Raw genomic sequence first — 15,540 nt, forward strand, 5'->3', positions numbered from 1 at the left:
CGCTGGGCGCCGGTGCCGGTGCCGTCTCGCGGGGCCGGGCGGTCACGCCCAGCGGCTGGCGTTCGCCCGTTCGACCTGCTGGTATCCGTCGTTGGCGTGGCCGAGGGCGATGCCGATCTGGGCCAGCACCTGGTTCAGGTCGGCGGCGGAGGTGTCCCATTGCCGCTGCTTGACCTGGTAGTCCTCGGCGGCCTGGCCGGTCCAGGTGGACACCATCGGGGCCAGGAACCGCTTGAGGTCGTCGAGCTGGGCGTTGAGGCGTTGCGCGGTGCTCGCCACGTTCTGCTGGGCGGCGGCGATCTCGCCGAATGTCACCAGGATCTCGGACATGGTGTGCGTCTCCCCTCTCGCCTCAGCCCAGTGCGCCGCGGATCGTGGACATGCCCTGCGCGTGCTGTTGCTCGGCGGCCAGGTAGTTGCGGCCGGAGCCCTGGATCGACTCGCCGATGCCGCGCAGCGCCTCGTTCAGGGCGCGCGCGTCGGTGTCCCAGCGGACCATCAGGCCCTGGAACGCGGTGGACGCCTCGCCGCGCCAGGCGCCGGCCAGCGGCGCGAGCTGGTTGCGCAGGGCGGCGAGCTGGGACTGGACCTGGTCGTTCACCTGTGCGACGTGCTGGGCGGCACGCTGCATCTCCTCCGGAGTGGTACCGAACCCCGCGGCCATCGATGATCACTGCCTTTCGGGTGTGAGCTTCGCGGCCGGTTGGGCCACATTGACGGGCACCACGCTGGCAGCGCGGCGGGCCGCCGGGGGCGGAATGCGGGGATTCGTGTGCGATTGCGAACGGTCAGGGTGGGTGCAGGCGGATGGAGGCGATCACTTCGGCGCAGGCGGCGCGCACCGCGTCGGCCCCGGCGGGGGTGCGCTGGCAGCCGACGCTGAGCTGGGCGTCGCGGTCGAACAGGACGTACCAGTCGACCTCGGCGCCGCGCCGGGGCTGGCGCTGGCGGTAGGTGCTGAAGCCTCGGGCGCCGGGCGGAGTGGGGGCGTCGAGGTCGGTGTCGAGGTCGGTCAGGTCGGCGCCGGTGGCGCGAGCCAGCCGCAGCCGTTCGGCCAGCTCGCGCACGGCGCGGTCGCGTTCGGCGATGCCGTCGTAGCCGAGCGGGTGCTGTTCTATGGAGATCAGGTCCGAGCCGTCGGGGGCGCCGGCCGGGGTGAGCAGCGTGCGGCGCAGGTCGGGGTCGCCGCCGGAGTGGTGCCAGCCGGCCGGCAGGGACACCGTGTAGTCGTACTGGGCCAGGATGCCGGCGGTGTGGGCGGGCGGGGGTGGATCTTCGACGACGGCGGCGGCAAGGCCGGCGGTCACGGCGGCCAGCGTGGGCACGGCGAGGGCGGCGAGGGCTGCTCTGGCGCGGCGGCGACGGCGACGGCGCGGCGGGGGCGCGAGCAGGCCGTCGGCCAGGGCGGGCGGCGGCGGGGTCGGGGACGGGGTCCGGCGGGCGGTGGGGAGTACGGACGGGCGCAGGGCGCCGAGGACGGCCAGCCGGTCAGGGTCGGGCGGCACCAGCGGGGGCTCGCCGACCAGGTCGGCCAGCGGCGCCAGCCAGCGTCCCGGATCCGGTGCGAGCAGTAGGACGCCGCCGGTGAGGGCGTGCGGCGGGATGCCGGCGGCGGCGGTCACGGCGGCCAGCGCGTCGGGCGGAGCACCGCCGGGCGGGCGACGACAGGCCAGCGCGCGCTCCCCGGACAGCACCGTCGCGGTCACCCCGGCGGGGTCGGCCTGGATGACGGCGAGCGGGCCGGGCGGGACGGGGGTGCGGGCGGTGGCCTCGGTCGCGGCGGCCAGCGCGGACGAGCGGGTACGGACCGAGCCGGCGTGCCCGGCCACGGTGGCCGCGGCGGCGCGGACGGCCGCGTCCGTCCAGTCCGGCGGGTGGACGACCACCAGCTCGTCCGCCACCGCGTCGCCCAGCGCCTCCGCGACGGACCGCGACGCGAGCACACGCGCGCGCCCACCTTGAACGTCCACCACCGCGAGCCGGATCCGTTTGGCGCCCAGCTCGACGGCCAGCCTCACGTCCCGTCCGGTTCGAGCAGCGCCACCTGCATCCGGCGCCGGCCGGAGCGCCGCCCGAGCAGCACGCCCCGCCCGGGCGGCAGCGGCTCCGGCTTGAGTCCGTCCAGCAGCGGCCCCTCCTCCGGGCTGCCGCTCATCACCAGCGCCGGCGAGGCCAGCTCACGCAGCCGCCCGAGCACCGGCTCGAACAGCGCCCGGCTGGCGCCGCCGGTGCGCCGGGCCAGCACCAGGTGCAGCCCGACGTCCTTGGCCTGCGCCAGGAAGTCCAGCAGCGCCAGCACCGGGTTCGCCGCGTTCGGGCCGGTCCCGGTGGCCACCAGGTCGTAGTCGTCGACCAGCACGTACACCTCCGGCCCCGACCACCAGGACCGCTCGCGCAGCTGCGCGGGCGTGACGTCGGGACCGGGCAGCCGCCCGCGCAGCGACGCGGCCACCTCGCCGAGCGCGCGGGCGGCGGCGTCGGCGCCGGTGGCGTAGCCGATCAGGTGGCTGTCCGGCACCTGGCCGAGCAGCGTGCGGCGGTAGTCCAGCAGCACGATCCGGGCCTGCTCGGGCGCCAGCCGGGTGGTGACGCCCTCGGCCAGCACCCGCAGCAGGTTGGTCTTGCCGCACTCCGGGTCGGCGAAGCAGAGCAGGTGCGGCTCGGCGTCGAAGTCCACATGCACGGGCTCCAGCCGAGCCTCGTCCACCCCGATCGGCAGCGCGTGCGGCGGGGCGTCCTGGCCGGCTACGACGGCCATCATGGCGACCAGCTCGCGGTAGTCCAGCTGGTCAGGCAGCAGCCGCACCGGCGGCACCGGCGGGCCGGTCCACGCCGAGGCGATGCCGTCCACCGCCGCCGCCAGCCCACCGCCCAGGGAGTCCACCGCCGGGCGGGCGATCACGCACTGCCCGCCGTCCGAGGCCAGCCCGCGACCGGGCTTCGCGGGCACGGCGGCCGCCCGGCGCCGGTCCACCTCGGAGTCGGACGGGTCGCCGAGGCGCAGCTCGAACCGGGTGCCGAGCAGGTCCTTGAGCGCCGGGCGCAGCTCGGTCCAGCGGCTGGCCGAGACCAGCAGGTGCACCCCGTAGGACAGCCCCCGGGCGGCCAGCGGCGCGAGCTGGGCCTCCAGCTCCTCGAACTCGGTGCGCAGCGTCAGGTAGCCGTCCACCACCAGCAGCACGTCGCCGTGCGGGTCGTCGGCCAGCTCGCCCCGCTCGCGGCGGCGGCGGAACTCGGCGGCGGAGTCGATCCCGGCGGCGCGGAATGACCGCTCCCGGTCGGCGAGCAGGCCGGTGACCTCGGCGACCGTGCGGCGCACCTGGTCGGGCTGCTGGCGGTCCGCGACCCCGCCCACGTGCGGCAGCCCGGCCAGCGCGTCCAGCATGCCGCCGCCGAAGTCCAGCACGTAGATCGACAGCTCGCGCGGGGTGGTGGTCAGCGCCAGGCCGAGCAGCAGGGTGCGCAGCAGGGTGGACTTGCCCGACTGCGGGGCGCCGACCACCACGCCGTGCCCGGCCGGGCCGGACAGGTCGGCCAGCAGCGGGTCCCAGCGCTGGTGGTACGGCCTGTCGATCAGCCCGACCGGCACCCGCAGGCCGCCGCCGGCCCGGGTGCCCAGCCCGCGCGGACCCCGCCCGAGCGGCGGCAGCAGCGCGTCCAGCGCCGGCGGGTCGTCCAGCGGCGGCAGCCAGACCCGGTGCGCGGGCGGGCCCTGGCCGGCCATCGCGGCGACCATCAGCTCCAGCACGGTGCGGGCGGCGGCGTCCGGCGTCGGTGCGGCCAGGGCCTCGGTGACCGGCGGCCCGATCACCTGCGTGTCGTCCGTACTCGAGGATCCCACCGGCCCGGCGGTGAACGGCCGGGGCCGGCTGGCGGTGACGTTCGACGGCCTCGGCGCCGAGGCCCGCACCGGCCTCGGCCCGGACACGTACGCGGCGCGGAACCGCACCAGCTCGTCGGTGCCCAGGGCCAGGAACCCGGAGCCGGGCATCGGCGGCAGCTGGTAGGCGTCCGGCACCCCGAGCACCGCCCGCGACTCCGCCGGGGAGAACGTGCGCAGCGCGATCCGGTACGACAGGTGCGACTCCAGCCCGCGCAGCCTGCCCTCGTCCAGCCGCTGCGACGCCAGCAGCAGGTGCATCTGCAGCGAGCGGCCCAGCCGCCCGAGCGTCACCATCAGCTCCACCAGCTCCGGGCGCTGGTCGAGCATCTCGGAGAACTCGTCGACGACGATCAGCAGCGCGGGCAGTGGCGCCAGCTCGGTCGCCCCGGCCTTCCGCTTGGCCTCGTACTCGGCGACGCTGGCCAGGTTGCCGGCCGCGCGCAGCGCCTCCTGCCGGCGGGTGATCTCGCCGGCCAGCGCGTCGGCCATCCGGTCCACCAGGGTCAGCTCGTCGGCCAGGTTCGTGATCACCGCCGAGACGTGCGGCAGCCGCGCCATGCCCAGGAACGTCGCGCCGCCCTTGAAGTCGACCAGCACCATGTTGAGCTGGTCGGACGGGTGGGTGGCGGCCAGCCCGAGCAGCAGCGTGCGCAGCAGCTCGGACTTGCCGGAGCCGGTCGCGCCGATGCACAGCCCGTGCGGGCCGTGGCCGCCCTGCGCGGACTCCTTGAGGTCCAGCAGCACCGGCTGGCCGTTCTCCCCGACGCCGATCGGCACCCGCAGCGCGTCCTTGGGCGAGTCCCGCCAGCGGGCCCGCGCGGCCGGCACCTCGGCCGGGTCGTCGATGCCGAGCAGCTCGGGCAGCCCGACGGTGTTGCGCAGCGGGCGGCCGGTGTCCGGCTCGGCGCCCAGCGGCGCCCGGTAGCGCGCCATCCGCCTGGCCAGCACGGTGGCCTCGACCAGGCTCAACGCGTCCGGGCGGCCGATCCAGCGGGGCGGTGCGCCCTGTTCGATGCTCATGCCCAGCCGTTCGGCGTCCACCAGCAGGGTCAGCTCGCCACGCTCGCCGCCGGCCGGGCCGTCCAGGCGCAGCACGGTGACCTCGGGGCGGTCCAGCCACTGCGCGCCGGCACGGCGCACGTCCACCCCGTCCACCACGACCAGCAGCCTCGGCGGGTTCCCCGTAGAGGTCACAGCGGTCACACCCGCAGCCGCCAGCCACTCGCCGACCTCGGCCGGGCGCGAGGTGACCATCCGCAGCGCGCCGATGTCGTCGGACAGCGTCGGGTGCTGGGCGTGCGGCAGCCACTTCACCCAGTCCCACAGCGGCAGCGCCTCCGGCGACGCGATCACCGCCAACCGCGCCTCGGCCGGGCTGTGCCACACCGCGTACTGGGCCAGCATCGCCCTGGCCAGCGCCCGCGCCGCCGCCAGCCGCTCGTCGGGGCTACTCCCAAGGCCGGCCGCACGCAGGCACACCCGCCGCAGCGCGCCCAGCGCCACCGCCACCGGCAGCTCGGGCACCACCGAGTGTGCCCTGATCAGCCGGCGCAACGCCCACGCGCACACCGGCTCCAGCTCGTTCAGCGGGCCGGTCTGCGGGGCCACCAGCCGGGTGGCCAGCCGCTGGCGGCCGCGCCCGACCCTGATCTGCGCGAAGTCCGGGTCGGTCTCCCTGCGCTCCCAGAGCCGGTCGGTGCCGAGAACTGCGAGCAGCGCGCTCGGGTCGGGTTGGGTCCATTCCAGCGCGGCGCGCTGCGCGCCGGCCACGGTCCGGATCCGGCGGCGGACCTGGGCCAGGTAGCGCAGGTAGTCGCGGCGGTTCTCGTCGGTCTCGGCGCGCTGGGTGCCGCCCCGGCCCATGCCGCCGGCCATCAGGCCCACGGTCGACAGCGCGAACATCCCGCCGAACAGCCAGGACGTCGGGTTCTGCGCGCCCATCACGACGATGAACCCGATCGAGCCGAGGATCATGAGCGCGGGCATCAGCCGCTGGGCCAGGCCGGCGGGGACCGGTTTGGCGGGCTCCGGGGGCGGTTCCAGCGGCAGCTCGCCGCCGGGCAGCCGGGGCGGGTTGCCTCGCGGCGCGCGGCGCACGGTGCGGGTGCTCATGACCGGGGCGTCCTCCCTGTGGCCTTCCGTCGGTCCCGCTCGCGGGCCGTGAGTTCCGCGAAACCGTCCACACGGGCGATCAGGCGCGGCAATACTAGGAAGCCCGACCCGGTCGCCGAGGCCTTTTGGCCAAACCGCTCTCCCGGTGCGCGACCGGATCCCCCCATGCCGTGGGAGGCGCTATGACCAGGCCAGATGCCGGTGTCGCGACGCCGGGCGGGCGGGCGGAGGGCACCCAGTTCTGCCGGGTGACGGTGCTGGCCCCCCGGTCTCGGATGGACGTGGCGCTGCCCACCGACCTGACGGTCGCCGAGCTCGTCCCGATGCTCACCGAGCTGGCCAGGGAGAGCGGGCCCCGGCGCCACCCGGGGCCGTCCGGTCCGACGGCGCCGGCCGCCTGGTGCCTGGCCGCGGCCGCCGGGGCGGCGCTACCGCCGAGGGCCACGCTGGCCGGGCTGGGTGTGCTGGACGGGGACGTGCTGCGGCTGCGCCACCAGTCCGACGCGCCACCGCCTCCGGTGTTCGACGACCCGGTGGACGCGGTCGCCGAGGCGGTGCGCGCCCCGGACGGGGCTGGACCGCCGGCCGGCGAGCCGTTCGCGGTGCGGCCGTGGGACACGCGGTGGCGCCGGCTGTCCGGGTTCTCCGCCGCCGGGCTGGCCTCGGTGGCGGGCGCCGGGTTGCTGGTGGCGGCCAGGGGCCTTGGCGAGCAGCCGGACGCGGTCGCCGCGGTGATCGGGGCGTTGGCCGCGGGAGCGGGGCTGACCGGCGGGATGCGCGGCGTGCGCGCCGACGCCCCGGCCGGGGTGCTGCTGGCCTGCACCGCCGTGCCGCTGTCCGCCGCCGCCGGGTTCGCCGCGCTGCCGGGGATGCCGGGCGCCGGGCACCTGTTGCTGGCCGCCGCGCTGGCCGCCGCCGCCTCGGCCGCCGGGCTGGCGCTGCTCGGCACCGCGGCTCCCGCGCTGGTGGCGAGCCTGATGGTGGCCGGGACGACGGCGCTGGCCGCGCTGCTCGGCGTGTTCGACATCGGCTCGGTGGGCGGGGTGGCGGCGGGCGCCGCGGCGGTGGCGATCGGCCTGCTGCCGCTGCTGCCCCGGATCAGCGTCGGGCTGGCCGGGTTGCCGCCGCCGGTCATCCCGACCAGCTCGGACGAGATGCTGGCCGCCGACGCGCAGTGGGAGTTCGCCTCGCCCGAGGAGATCCGCTACCGGTCCCGGCTGGCGCACACCTATCTCGCGGGCCTGGTGCTGGGCTGCTCGGCGGTGGCCGCTGTGGGTGCGATGGTGGCGGCCGGTGCTTCGGCCGGCGGAGACAGCGGCGGTTGGGCCGGGCCGGCGTTCGCCTCGGTGGTGGTCGCGGTGCTGCTGCTGCGGTCGCGGGGGTATGTGACGGCGGCCGCGTGCGCCGCGCCGATGGCCGCCGGGCTGGTGGCCGGCACGGTGTTGGTAGCGGGGCTCGCGGTGGCCGGGTCAGGGCTGGTGCGGCTGGTCGCGGCGGCGGCGCTGCTGGTGGTCGCGTCGGTGGCGGTGTGGCTGGTACGGGCGGGGCCGGCGCGGGAGTCGTCGCCGGTGCTGCGGCGCGCGGTGGACATCGTGGAGGCGGTGCTCGTGGTGGCCACGTTCCCGCTGGCGCTGGCCGTCATGGAGCTCTACCGGCTCGTCCGCGCGCTGTGAGCCGGGCGGGGCGGGCGGCGGCCGGGCGGGCGGCGGCCGGGCTGGCCGTGGCGGGATGCGCGCTGCTGGTGGGGACGATGGCGGCGCCGGTCATGGCCCCAACGACGGTGACGGCTGGGTCGACCGGGAAGGCTGGGGCGGCGGCCATGGTGAAGGAGGACCTGCCCCGGCCGCCGCCGGTGGACATGGGCCGGCTGCCGGCGAGCGGGACGCCGGCCGGTCAGCCGGGGGCGCGGCAGAAGTACAGGTGCGTCGGCGCCGCCGGGCCGGTGGGCGCCGGTTCGGCGAACGAGCGGCTGTGGGGGCAGCGGATGTTCCGGCTGCCCGAGCTGTGGAACTCCAGCGAGGGCGGCTCGGTCCGGATCGCGGTGATCGACACCGGGGTGTCGCAACACCCGAGGCTGGCCGGGCGGCTGCTGGCCGGGGGCGACTTCGTGGCCGGCGGCGACGGGCTGGCCGACTGCGACGGGCACGGCACGCTGGTGGCCGGGATCGCGGCCGCCTCGGTGGACTCGGGATCCGGGTTCGCCGGCGTGGCCCCGGAGGCGCAGGTGCTCTCGGTACGCCAGTCCAGCCCGCGCTACGCGGTGCCGGGGCCGGGCGGGGCCGAGTCGCCGGCCGGCAACCTGGAGACCCTGGCCTCGGCCGTGCTGCACGCCGTGGACCTGGGCGCCGACGTGATCAACATTTCCGAGGTGGCCTGCGCGCCGGCCGGTGCTCGCGGCGCGGCCGAGCTGCAGGCGGCCATCCACCGCGCCGTGCAGCGCAACGTGGTGGTGGTCGCGGCGGCCGGCAACCTCGGCTCCGGGCGGCAGGACGAGTGCCCGGACCGGCCGAGGGCGGGCACCGTGGTGTACCCGGGGTGGTTCGACCAGGACGTGCTCACGGTGGCCTCGGTCGGCCCGGGCGGGGTGGCCTCGCGGTTCAACTACCCGGGCCCGTGGGTGGACGTGGCCGCGCCGGGCGAGCGGCTGGTCTCGCTGTCCGCCGGCGGTTCCGGGGTGACCGACCAGATGCCCGGCTCCGAGGCCGGCACCCCGATCGACGGCACCAGCTTCGCCGCGCCCTCGGTCGCCGGCCTGGCGGCGCTGATCCGGGCCAGGTACCCGAGGCTGAGCGCCGCCCAGGTGATGGACCGGATCACCGCGACGGCCAGCCAGCACGCGTCCGGGCGGACGGACAGCGCGGGGTACGGGGTGGTCGACCCGGTCGCGGCGCTCACCAGGGGCCCCGCGGTGCTGCCGCCGCCCGGCGACCCGGCGGGGGCGGACGCCGGCACGCTGCGGCTCGCCCCGCCCACCCGGCCGGCGTCGGTGCCGCCCGGGGCGCTCTGGGGCGGGCTGCTGGCGCTGCTGGCCACCGTGCCGGCCGGCGCGTTCGCGGTGAGCAAGCTGCGCGCCGGGTGGCGAACAGACACCCGGCGCTGACGACGATTGCGTGTGCTGGAACACCCGACTCGGTGTGCCAGTGACATTGGCTCGCTCGCAAGCTCGCTCACCTGAAGTCGGTCGCTGCGCTCCCTCTCTGGCGCCCGACTCGCGGGTGGTGGGCGCGGGCGGGGGTACGGGGGTCAGCCGGCGGCGAGGACGTCGACGGTGCGTTGGGCTTGGGCGACGTCGAGGGTGGGGCCGGCGGGGAGGGCGCGCAGGGCGTCCACCGGCACGGGCGTCCAGGCGCGGACGCCCAGGGCGGTGGCCGTCTCGGCGTTCGCGATGGGGTAGCCGACGCCGGTCTCGGACACCAGCCAGAGCTGCTCGCCGTCCCGGTCACGGTCCCGGTCGCGGCGTGGGGAGCAGTCCGTGTCCCCGGCCACCGCGCAGGCCACCAGGGCGGTGCCGGCGGGCAGCGACACCTCGTCCAGCTTGGCTCCCTGGCCGTCCGCCTGGGCCAGCCGGGTCGCCGCGTGCCCTGGCGGCAGCGGCTCGGCGGGGGCGGTCACGGTGCCGCCGCGCCCGGACGGGTCCCACTGCCAGCACGCCGCCGTGTCGGACAGGATCCGGGGCAGCACCGTCGGGTAGTCGGACAGCCCGGCCAGGCTCACCCTCGGCAGCGCGTTGATCTGCTCCAGGCGCACGGCGTCCGGGGGCTGGCGCGGGTTGGCGTTCAGCGTCGCCCGCACCAGGTTGGCCACCGGCTCGGCAACCTCCTGCACGCCGGTCGCCAGCACCAGGTAGTACCTGTCCGCCTCGCCGGGCCGGACCACCCGCACCACGTCGCCGACGGCGTGGCCGGGCAGCGCCGTGCTGTCCTCGCCGGCGCCGGCCGGCTCCACGGCGCCCAGCGCGCGGCCGTCGGGAATGGCGGCCAGCAGCATCGCCGACGCCGGACGGACCGGCTTGTCGCGCAGGTCGTAGGCGCCGGCCACCACGTCGCCGCCGTCGATGCGGTGCTTGCGGCCGCCCACGACCAGGTACCGGCGGCCGTCCGGCCCGGCGAGCAGCAGCCCGTCCCCCGGACCCAGCGGCACCGGCCGGCCCGCCCCGGCCACCAGCAGGGTGCCGGCCCCGGTGTCGCACAGCGCCCACGGGCCGCTCGGCGCGGGCGGGCGGTCCTCGGTGGGCAGCACCGCCTGCGCGCCGGGGACGGCGGCGGTCGCGGTGCGCGGCGCGGTGTCCAGGTCGGCGTCGTCGATCGGCACCGGGGTGGCGCTCGCCGAGGAGCCGCCGCTGCCCCGCTCGGCGGCGTAGCGGACCAGCCGGGCGGCCGCCAGGTTCGCCACCGGCACCAGCCGGGGCGGCTGCTGGATCACCGCGAACAGCCGGCCGGACTGCTTGCCCACCACCACCTGCTCGGCCTGCCACGCGGGCTTGGGCATCAGCTTCGCGTACGCGTACGTGGCCACCAGCGCGAGCATGGCCAGCGCGAGCCCGGTCGCCACCACCCGGCGCTGGCCCCGGATCTCCTCGTGCAGCAGCACCGGGTCCCGGCGGGCCAGCGCGGACTCCAGCCGCCGCTGCCCGAACCGGTACGCGTCCAGCTGCAGCTTGGTGACCGGCGTCCTGGCCATGCTCCTGGGTTCCTTCAGGGAGATCGTCCGGAGCACTCACGGTAGCGTCGGGGCACCCGCCCTCGGGGCCGTTTGGGCAGACACGTGCCCGCCGAGGCGCAGCACGTCGTCCGCGTGGCCCTCGATGATCCGCATGTCGTGGCTGATCAGCACCACCGCCAGGTCGCGGCCCGCGCGCAGCTCGCCGAGCAGGGCCATCACCGCGTCCGCGGTGGCCGGGTCGAGCGCGGAGGTCATCTCGTCGCAGACCAGCACGTCCGGGTCGGCGGCCAGCGCGCGGGCGATGGCCACCCGCTGCCGCTGCCCGCCGGACAGGCCGTCGGGGTAGCGCCCGGCCAGCTCGGCGGGCAGGCCCACCGCGTCGAGCAGCCCTGCGATGCGGTCCGCCCGTTCGCCGGGTGCGCAGCGGCGGTGCCGGATCAGCGGGCGGGCCAGGGTCGCGCCGATGGTCCGCCTCGGGTTGAGGCTGCCCAGCGGGTCCTGCGGCACCAGCTGCAGCCGCCGGCGCTGCTCGGGCTCGCGGCGCCGGACCGCCGGGTGCAGCGGCCGGCCGTGCAGGGTCAGCGTGCCGTCGGCGTCCGGGTGCAGCCCGACCAGCACCCGGGCCAGCGTCGTCTTGCCCACCCCGGACGGCCCGACCACGCCGAGCACCGCCCCCGCCGACAGCTCCAGCCCGACCCCGGACAGCACCTCCCGCCGTCCCCGCCGCGCCCCGTGCCACGCCGTCAACCGCTCGCCCCGCAACACCACGCCCGCGCCGCTGTTCACCGCGGCGGGGTGGCTGTGCCGGCGTTCGACGGCGGTCACTCCGGACCGTCGCGGCGGGCTCGCGAGCTGGTACGAGCGGTCGGCGATGTCGTCGACGAGCTGGCGGTCGTGACAGGCGAGCACGATCGCCATGCCGCGCTCGGTGGCCAGCGTCCGCAACAGCGCGCCCAGCCCGGCGCGCAGCGAGGCGTCCAGCCCCGCGGTCGGCTCGTCCAGCAGCAGCAGCTCCGGCCGCCGCGCCAGCGCCCGCCCGATCGCCACCCGCCGCTGCTGGCCGCCGGAGAGCTGCCCCGGGCGCCGCCGCAGCAGCTCGACCGGCAGCTCCAGCTCGGCCAGCAGCTCCCGGACCCCGTCGGGCGAGTGCGACGCGGCCAGCTCGGACAGCAGCGCCCCGACCCGCATCCGGGGGTTCAGCCGCCGCGCCGGGTCCTGGCCGACGAACCCGATCCGGTCCCTGCGCAGCGCCCGCAGCCCGGCCGGACCCAGCGCCAGCACGTCCTGCCCGCACACCCGCACGCCGCCGCCGGCCACCCGAAGCCCCGGCGGCACCGCCCCGACCAGCGCCCGCAGCAGCGTCGACTTGCCGACGCCGGACGGCCCGGTCACCGCGACCAGCTCGCCGGCACCCACCCGCAGCCCCGCCCCGTCCAGGATCGCGATCCCGGAGCCACGAGGCCGCACCACCAACCCGGAAACCTCGGCGATCACCGCGCGCCCACCTCCACCGCCCGGCGGCCACCCGGGGCGAGCGCGTCCGCGGCCAGGCTGACGCCGATCGCCAGCAGCCCGATGGCCAGCGCCGGGCTGACCACCGCCCACGGGTTGAGCAGGATCCCGGCGCCGTTCTCCCGCACCATCAGCGCCCAGTTGGCCTCCGTGGGCGCCACCCCGACGCGCAGGAACCCGGCGGTGGACACCAGGTACACCGCCTCCACGAACCGCAGCGCCAGCAGCGTGACCAGTACCGCGCGCAGGTTGGGCAGCACCTCCCGCCACACCAGGTGACCGATCCGCTCCCCGCCGGCCACCGCCGCCTCCACGAACCCGGCCGAGGCCAGCGGGGCGGCGGCCGAGGCCATCACCCGCACCGCGTACGGCAGCGCGAGCAGCACCGAGGCCAGCACCAGCGCCGCCCGCCCACCGTCCGGCCAGGCCAGCACGAACAGCAGCAGCCCGAGCAGCGGAGGCAACAGAATCAGCAGGTCAGCGCCGTACTCGACAAACCGACCGACGGTCGGTCTAAGAACGGCGGCCGCCCCCACCACGCCCGCGAGCGCCGTCACCACCACGGCGACCAGCGCCGAGGTCAGCAACAGCGACGAACCGCCCGCCAGCAGCCGGCTGAGCACGTCACGCCCCAACAGGTCGCCCCCGAGCGGCGCGGCCAACGACGGCGACCCGTACGGCGCGGTGACCGGCACGTCCACCGACCGAGGCGCCAGCACCGGCCCGACCACCGTCGCCACCAGCAACCCCGCCGCCACCGACAACGACACCGGCGCAGGGACCCGCCGCCTCACCGCGTCCCCCAGGTCGCCCACGCCCGGACCCCGTCCGCCAGCACCAGCAACACCATGATCAACGCACCCGTCACCGCCACCACGCCCGCGACCAGCGGGGCGTCCCTGTCGGTCACCGCCTGCGTCAGCACCGCGCCCAACCCCGGGATGTTGAACACCGTCTCGGACACCACGGTCCCGCCCAGCACCAGCCCGACCGACGCGACCACCGAGGTGGCCACCGCCGGCAACGCACCGGGCAGCAGGTGCCGCACCAACAGCCGCCCCCGGGGCAGCCCGTCCAGCACCGCCGCGTCCACGTGCGGCAAGCGCGCCTGCTCGGCCAGCGCGGCCCGCACCAACCGGGTGTTCCAGCCGATCTGCGGTATCGCGATGGCCAGCACCGGCAACACCACCGCCCGCGCCGGCAGCCCACCGCCCGAACCGACCGAAGCCACCGCCGGCAACAACCCCAGCCACAGCGCGAACACCAGCACCAACAGGCTGCCCACCACGAACTCCGGCAGCGCCAGCGTCACGGTCGCACCCAGCCCGAGCGCCCGGTCCACCGGACCGCCCGGCCGCAGCGCCGCCCAACACCCCAGCGCGAGCGCCGCCACCACCGTCAACAACAGCGCCAGCGCACCCATCCGCAGCGTGTTCGGCAGCGCCCCCCAGACCAGCGACGAGATCGGCTGGCCGCGCGCGGTGACCCCCATGTCGCCGGTGACCAGCCCGCCCATCCAGCGGGCGAACCGCTCGACCAGCGGCCGGTCCAGCCCGAGCTGCGCCCGCCGCGCCGCGATCGCCGCCGCCCCGGCACCGCGCTCCAGGCTGGCCGCCGCCGCGTCCCCCGGCAGGAACGCGACCGCCGCGAACACCACCGCCAGCAACGTGACCAACAGCGCCACCCGCCGGGCCAGCACCCCGGCCGCCGCGACCAGCAGGCCTACGCCGCGAGCCATGTCCGCTCGAGCTGCACCCGCCCGTACCCCGCCAGCCGGGGCAGCCCGCCGACCTTCGCGGTGGCCAGGTCCACCCCGTCGGCCATCCCCCAGAGCAGGTACCCCGACCGCTCGTACTCCATCCGCTGCAGCTCGCGCAGCGCCCCCGCCCGCGCCGCCGCGTCCGGGAACGCGACCGCGCGCTGGTAGGCGGCGTCGAACTCGGGATCCGCCTGCCCGGCCTCGTTCTGCCCGGCCCCGGACGCCATGGTCTTGCCGGCGAAGAACGTCACCGAGTCGTTCGTGCCCCAGTACGCGGTGTAGAGCGGCGCCTTGAGCCAGGTCTGGTCGTAGAACGTGCCCTGGTCCTGGCGCACCACGTCGACGTTGACCCCGACCTCGCGCAGCTGGGTCGCGATCAGCGTGGCCGCCTCGCCCTGGCCCGGGGCCTCCTCGCAGGTCACCAGCGGGTAGCGGGCCGCGCGGTCGAACCCGGCGGCGTCCAGCAGGGAACGCGCCCGGTCCAGGTCGCGGCGCCGTTGCGGCAGGTCGCGGGCGTACTGCGGGTCGCCGGTGCCGAGCACGTCGTTGGCGACGGTGCCGTACCCGGACAGCGCCTGGGCGACCAGCGCGTCGCGGTCCACCGCCAGCCGCAGCGCCTCCCGCACCCGGGGCTCGGCGAACGGGCCGTCCGCCACCCGCATCACCAGCGGCAGCGCCGAGTCGTTGGGCCGGCGCACCACCTGCACCCCGTCCCGCCCGGCCGCCGTGCGCGCCGCCACCGGACCGACGTTGGACGCCACGTCGATCTCCCCGGTGAACAGCGCGTTGGCCATCGCCTGCGGGTCGGTGAAGATCCGCACCTCGATCGCGTCCAGCAGCGGCGCGCCGCCGTACCAGTCGGCGTTGCGCACCAGCCGCGCGTTGCCGGCGTTGTAGGACTCCAGCCGGAACGGCCCGGTACCCGGCACCGAGCCGGCGTTGATCGCCGCGTCCGGGGTGTCGCGGGGCAGCACGAACGTGGTCAGCCGGAGCAGCAGCGGCAGGTCGGCGTTCGGGTAGTCCGAGGTGAGCACCACCGCGTTCGTCCCGTCCTCGGCGATCCCGCCGGGCTGTACGCCGGGAAGACGGGCCGCGCCGGACGGGGTGCCCCGCAGCCGCCGCAGCGACCACGCCACGTCCGCAGCGGTCACCGGCGCGCCGTTGTGGAACCGCGCGCCGTCGGCCAGCACGAACCGGTGCCGACGCAGGTCCGCGCTGGGCTCCCACTTGGCGGCCAGCCGGGGCGCCACGGTCTGGGGGCTGCCGGGCACGGTGAGCGGGTCGTAGGTGAGCGCGATGATCAGGTAGTCGCTCTCGTTGCTCTGCGTGCCGTGCGGGTCCCTGGTGATCGCAGCCGCCTTGCCCAGCGCGCCCACCCGCAGGGTGCCGCCGCCCTGGGGCGGCCCAGTCGGTCCGGACGGCCCGGCCGCGCCGGCCCCCTCGGGACCGGAACCACCACAACCTGCCAACAACGCCCCGGCACCCAGGCCCGCACCGAGGACGGCTCCGGCCCCGAGCAGTCTGCGCCGAGTCATGCCTCGGGTCGGCTCCACCGGACCTCCGCCCCTAGATGCAACTTCTCTGCAGTTGAACCCCTCCATACCTAGGCGAG

Annotated in this window: 11 protein-coding genes; 2 read left to right on the forward strand and 9 right to left on the reverse strand. The window is 76.8% G+C overall.

Annotation, left to right across the window (positions count from 1 at the left end):
- Positions 1-42: 42 nt before the first annotated feature.
- The 4 genes from N912_RS0140315 to N912_RS0140330 form a co-directional block, all read right to left on the reverse strand.
- Positions 43-330 carry a WXG100 family type VII secretion target gene (locus N912_RS0140315; protein WP_028926900.1) on the reverse strand — a complete coding sequence of 96 codons (288 nt, stop codon included), beginning with the start codon at positions 328-330 and terminating at the stop codon, positions 43-45.
- Between the two features lie 22 nt (positions 331-352).
- Entirely contained in the window at positions 353-664 is a 312-nt protein-coding gene (locus N912_RS0140320) for a WXG100 family type VII secretion target (protein WP_028926901.1), read from the reverse strand.
- A gap of 124 nt (positions 665-788) precedes the next feature.
- Positions 789-2,018 (reverse strand): type VII secretion-associated protein, encoded by a 1,230-nt coding sequence (locus tag N912_RS0140325; protein WP_028926902.1) that lies wholly within the window; start codon positions 2,016-2,018, stop codon positions 789-791.
- Positions 2,015-5,995 (reverse strand): type VII secretion protein EccC, encoded by a 3,981-nt coding sequence (locus N912_RS0140330; protein WP_028926903.1) that lies wholly within the window; start codon positions 5,993-5,995, stop codon positions 2,015-2,017. The genes N912_RS0140325 and N912_RS0140330 overlap by 4 nt, the downstream gene beginning before the upstream one ends.
- A 182-nt stretch (positions 5,996-6,177) precedes the next feature.
- On the opposite strand from N912_RS0140330, the gene eccD reads away from it, so the two are divergent.
- Both eccD and mycP read left to right on the forward strand, forming a co-directional pair.
- Positions 6,178-7,668 carry a type VII secretion integral membrane protein EccD gene (eccD, locus tag N912_RS0140335; protein WP_084211672.1) on the forward strand — a complete coding sequence of 497 codons (1,491 nt, stop codon included), beginning with the start codon at positions 6,178-6,180 and terminating at the stop codon, positions 7,666-7,668.
- Entirely contained in the window at positions 7,665-9,095 is a 1,431-nt protein-coding gene (mycP, locus tag N912_RS57670; protein WP_051581476.1) for a type VII secretion-associated serine protease mycosin, read from the forward strand. Before eccD ends, mycP begins: the two co-directional genes overlap by 4 nt.
- 143 nt (positions 9,096-9,238) lie before the next feature.
- On the opposite strand, the gene eccB is transcribed toward mycP, so the two are convergent.
- From eccB to N912_RS0140365, 5 genes are read right to left on the reverse strand one after another with little or no spacing between them, the layout of a single operon-like run.
- Positions 9,239-10,675 (reverse strand): type VII secretion protein EccB, encoded by a 1,437-nt coding sequence (eccB, locus tag N912_RS0140345; RefSeq protein ID WP_028926905.1) that lies wholly within the window; start codon positions 10,673-10,675, stop codon positions 9,239-9,241.
- A gap of 36 nt (positions 10,676-10,711) precedes the next feature.
- Positions 10,712-12,151, reverse strand: coding sequence for an ABC transporter ATP-binding protein (locus tag N912_RS57675; RefSeq protein WP_051581477.1), 1,440 nt, complete (start codon positions 12,149-12,151; stop codon positions 10,712-10,714).
- Entirely contained in the window at positions 12,148-12,984 is an 837-nt protein-coding gene (locus N912_RS0140355; protein ID WP_084211674.1) for an ABC transporter permease subunit, read from the reverse strand. The genes N912_RS57675 and N912_RS0140355 overlap by 4 nt, the downstream gene beginning before the upstream one ends.
- Positions 12,960-13,907: an ABC transporter permease gene (locus N912_RS57680; RefSeq protein ID WP_051581478.1), complete on the reverse strand. Its 948-nt coding sequence runs from the start codon at positions 13,905-13,907 to the stop codon at positions 12,960-12,962. Before N912_RS57680 ends, N912_RS0140355 begins: the two co-directional genes overlap by 25 nt.
- On the reverse strand, positions 13,892-15,463 hold the full coding sequence (locus tag N912_RS0140365) for an ABC transporter substrate-binding protein (RefSeq protein ID WP_037069110.1): 1,572 nt from the start codon (positions 15,461-15,463) through the stop codon (positions 13,892-13,894). The genes N912_RS57680 and N912_RS0140365 overlap by 16 nt, the downstream gene beginning before the upstream one ends.
- Positions 15,464-15,540 lie beyond the last annotated feature (77 nt).

Origin of the sequence: Actinospineispora acaciae DSM 45401 (assembly GCF_000620785.1) — a bacterium.
GTDB classification, from domain to species: domain Bacteria; phylum Actinomycetota; class Actinomycetes; order Mycobacteriales; family Pseudonocardiaceae; genus Pseudonocardia; species Pseudonocardia acaciae.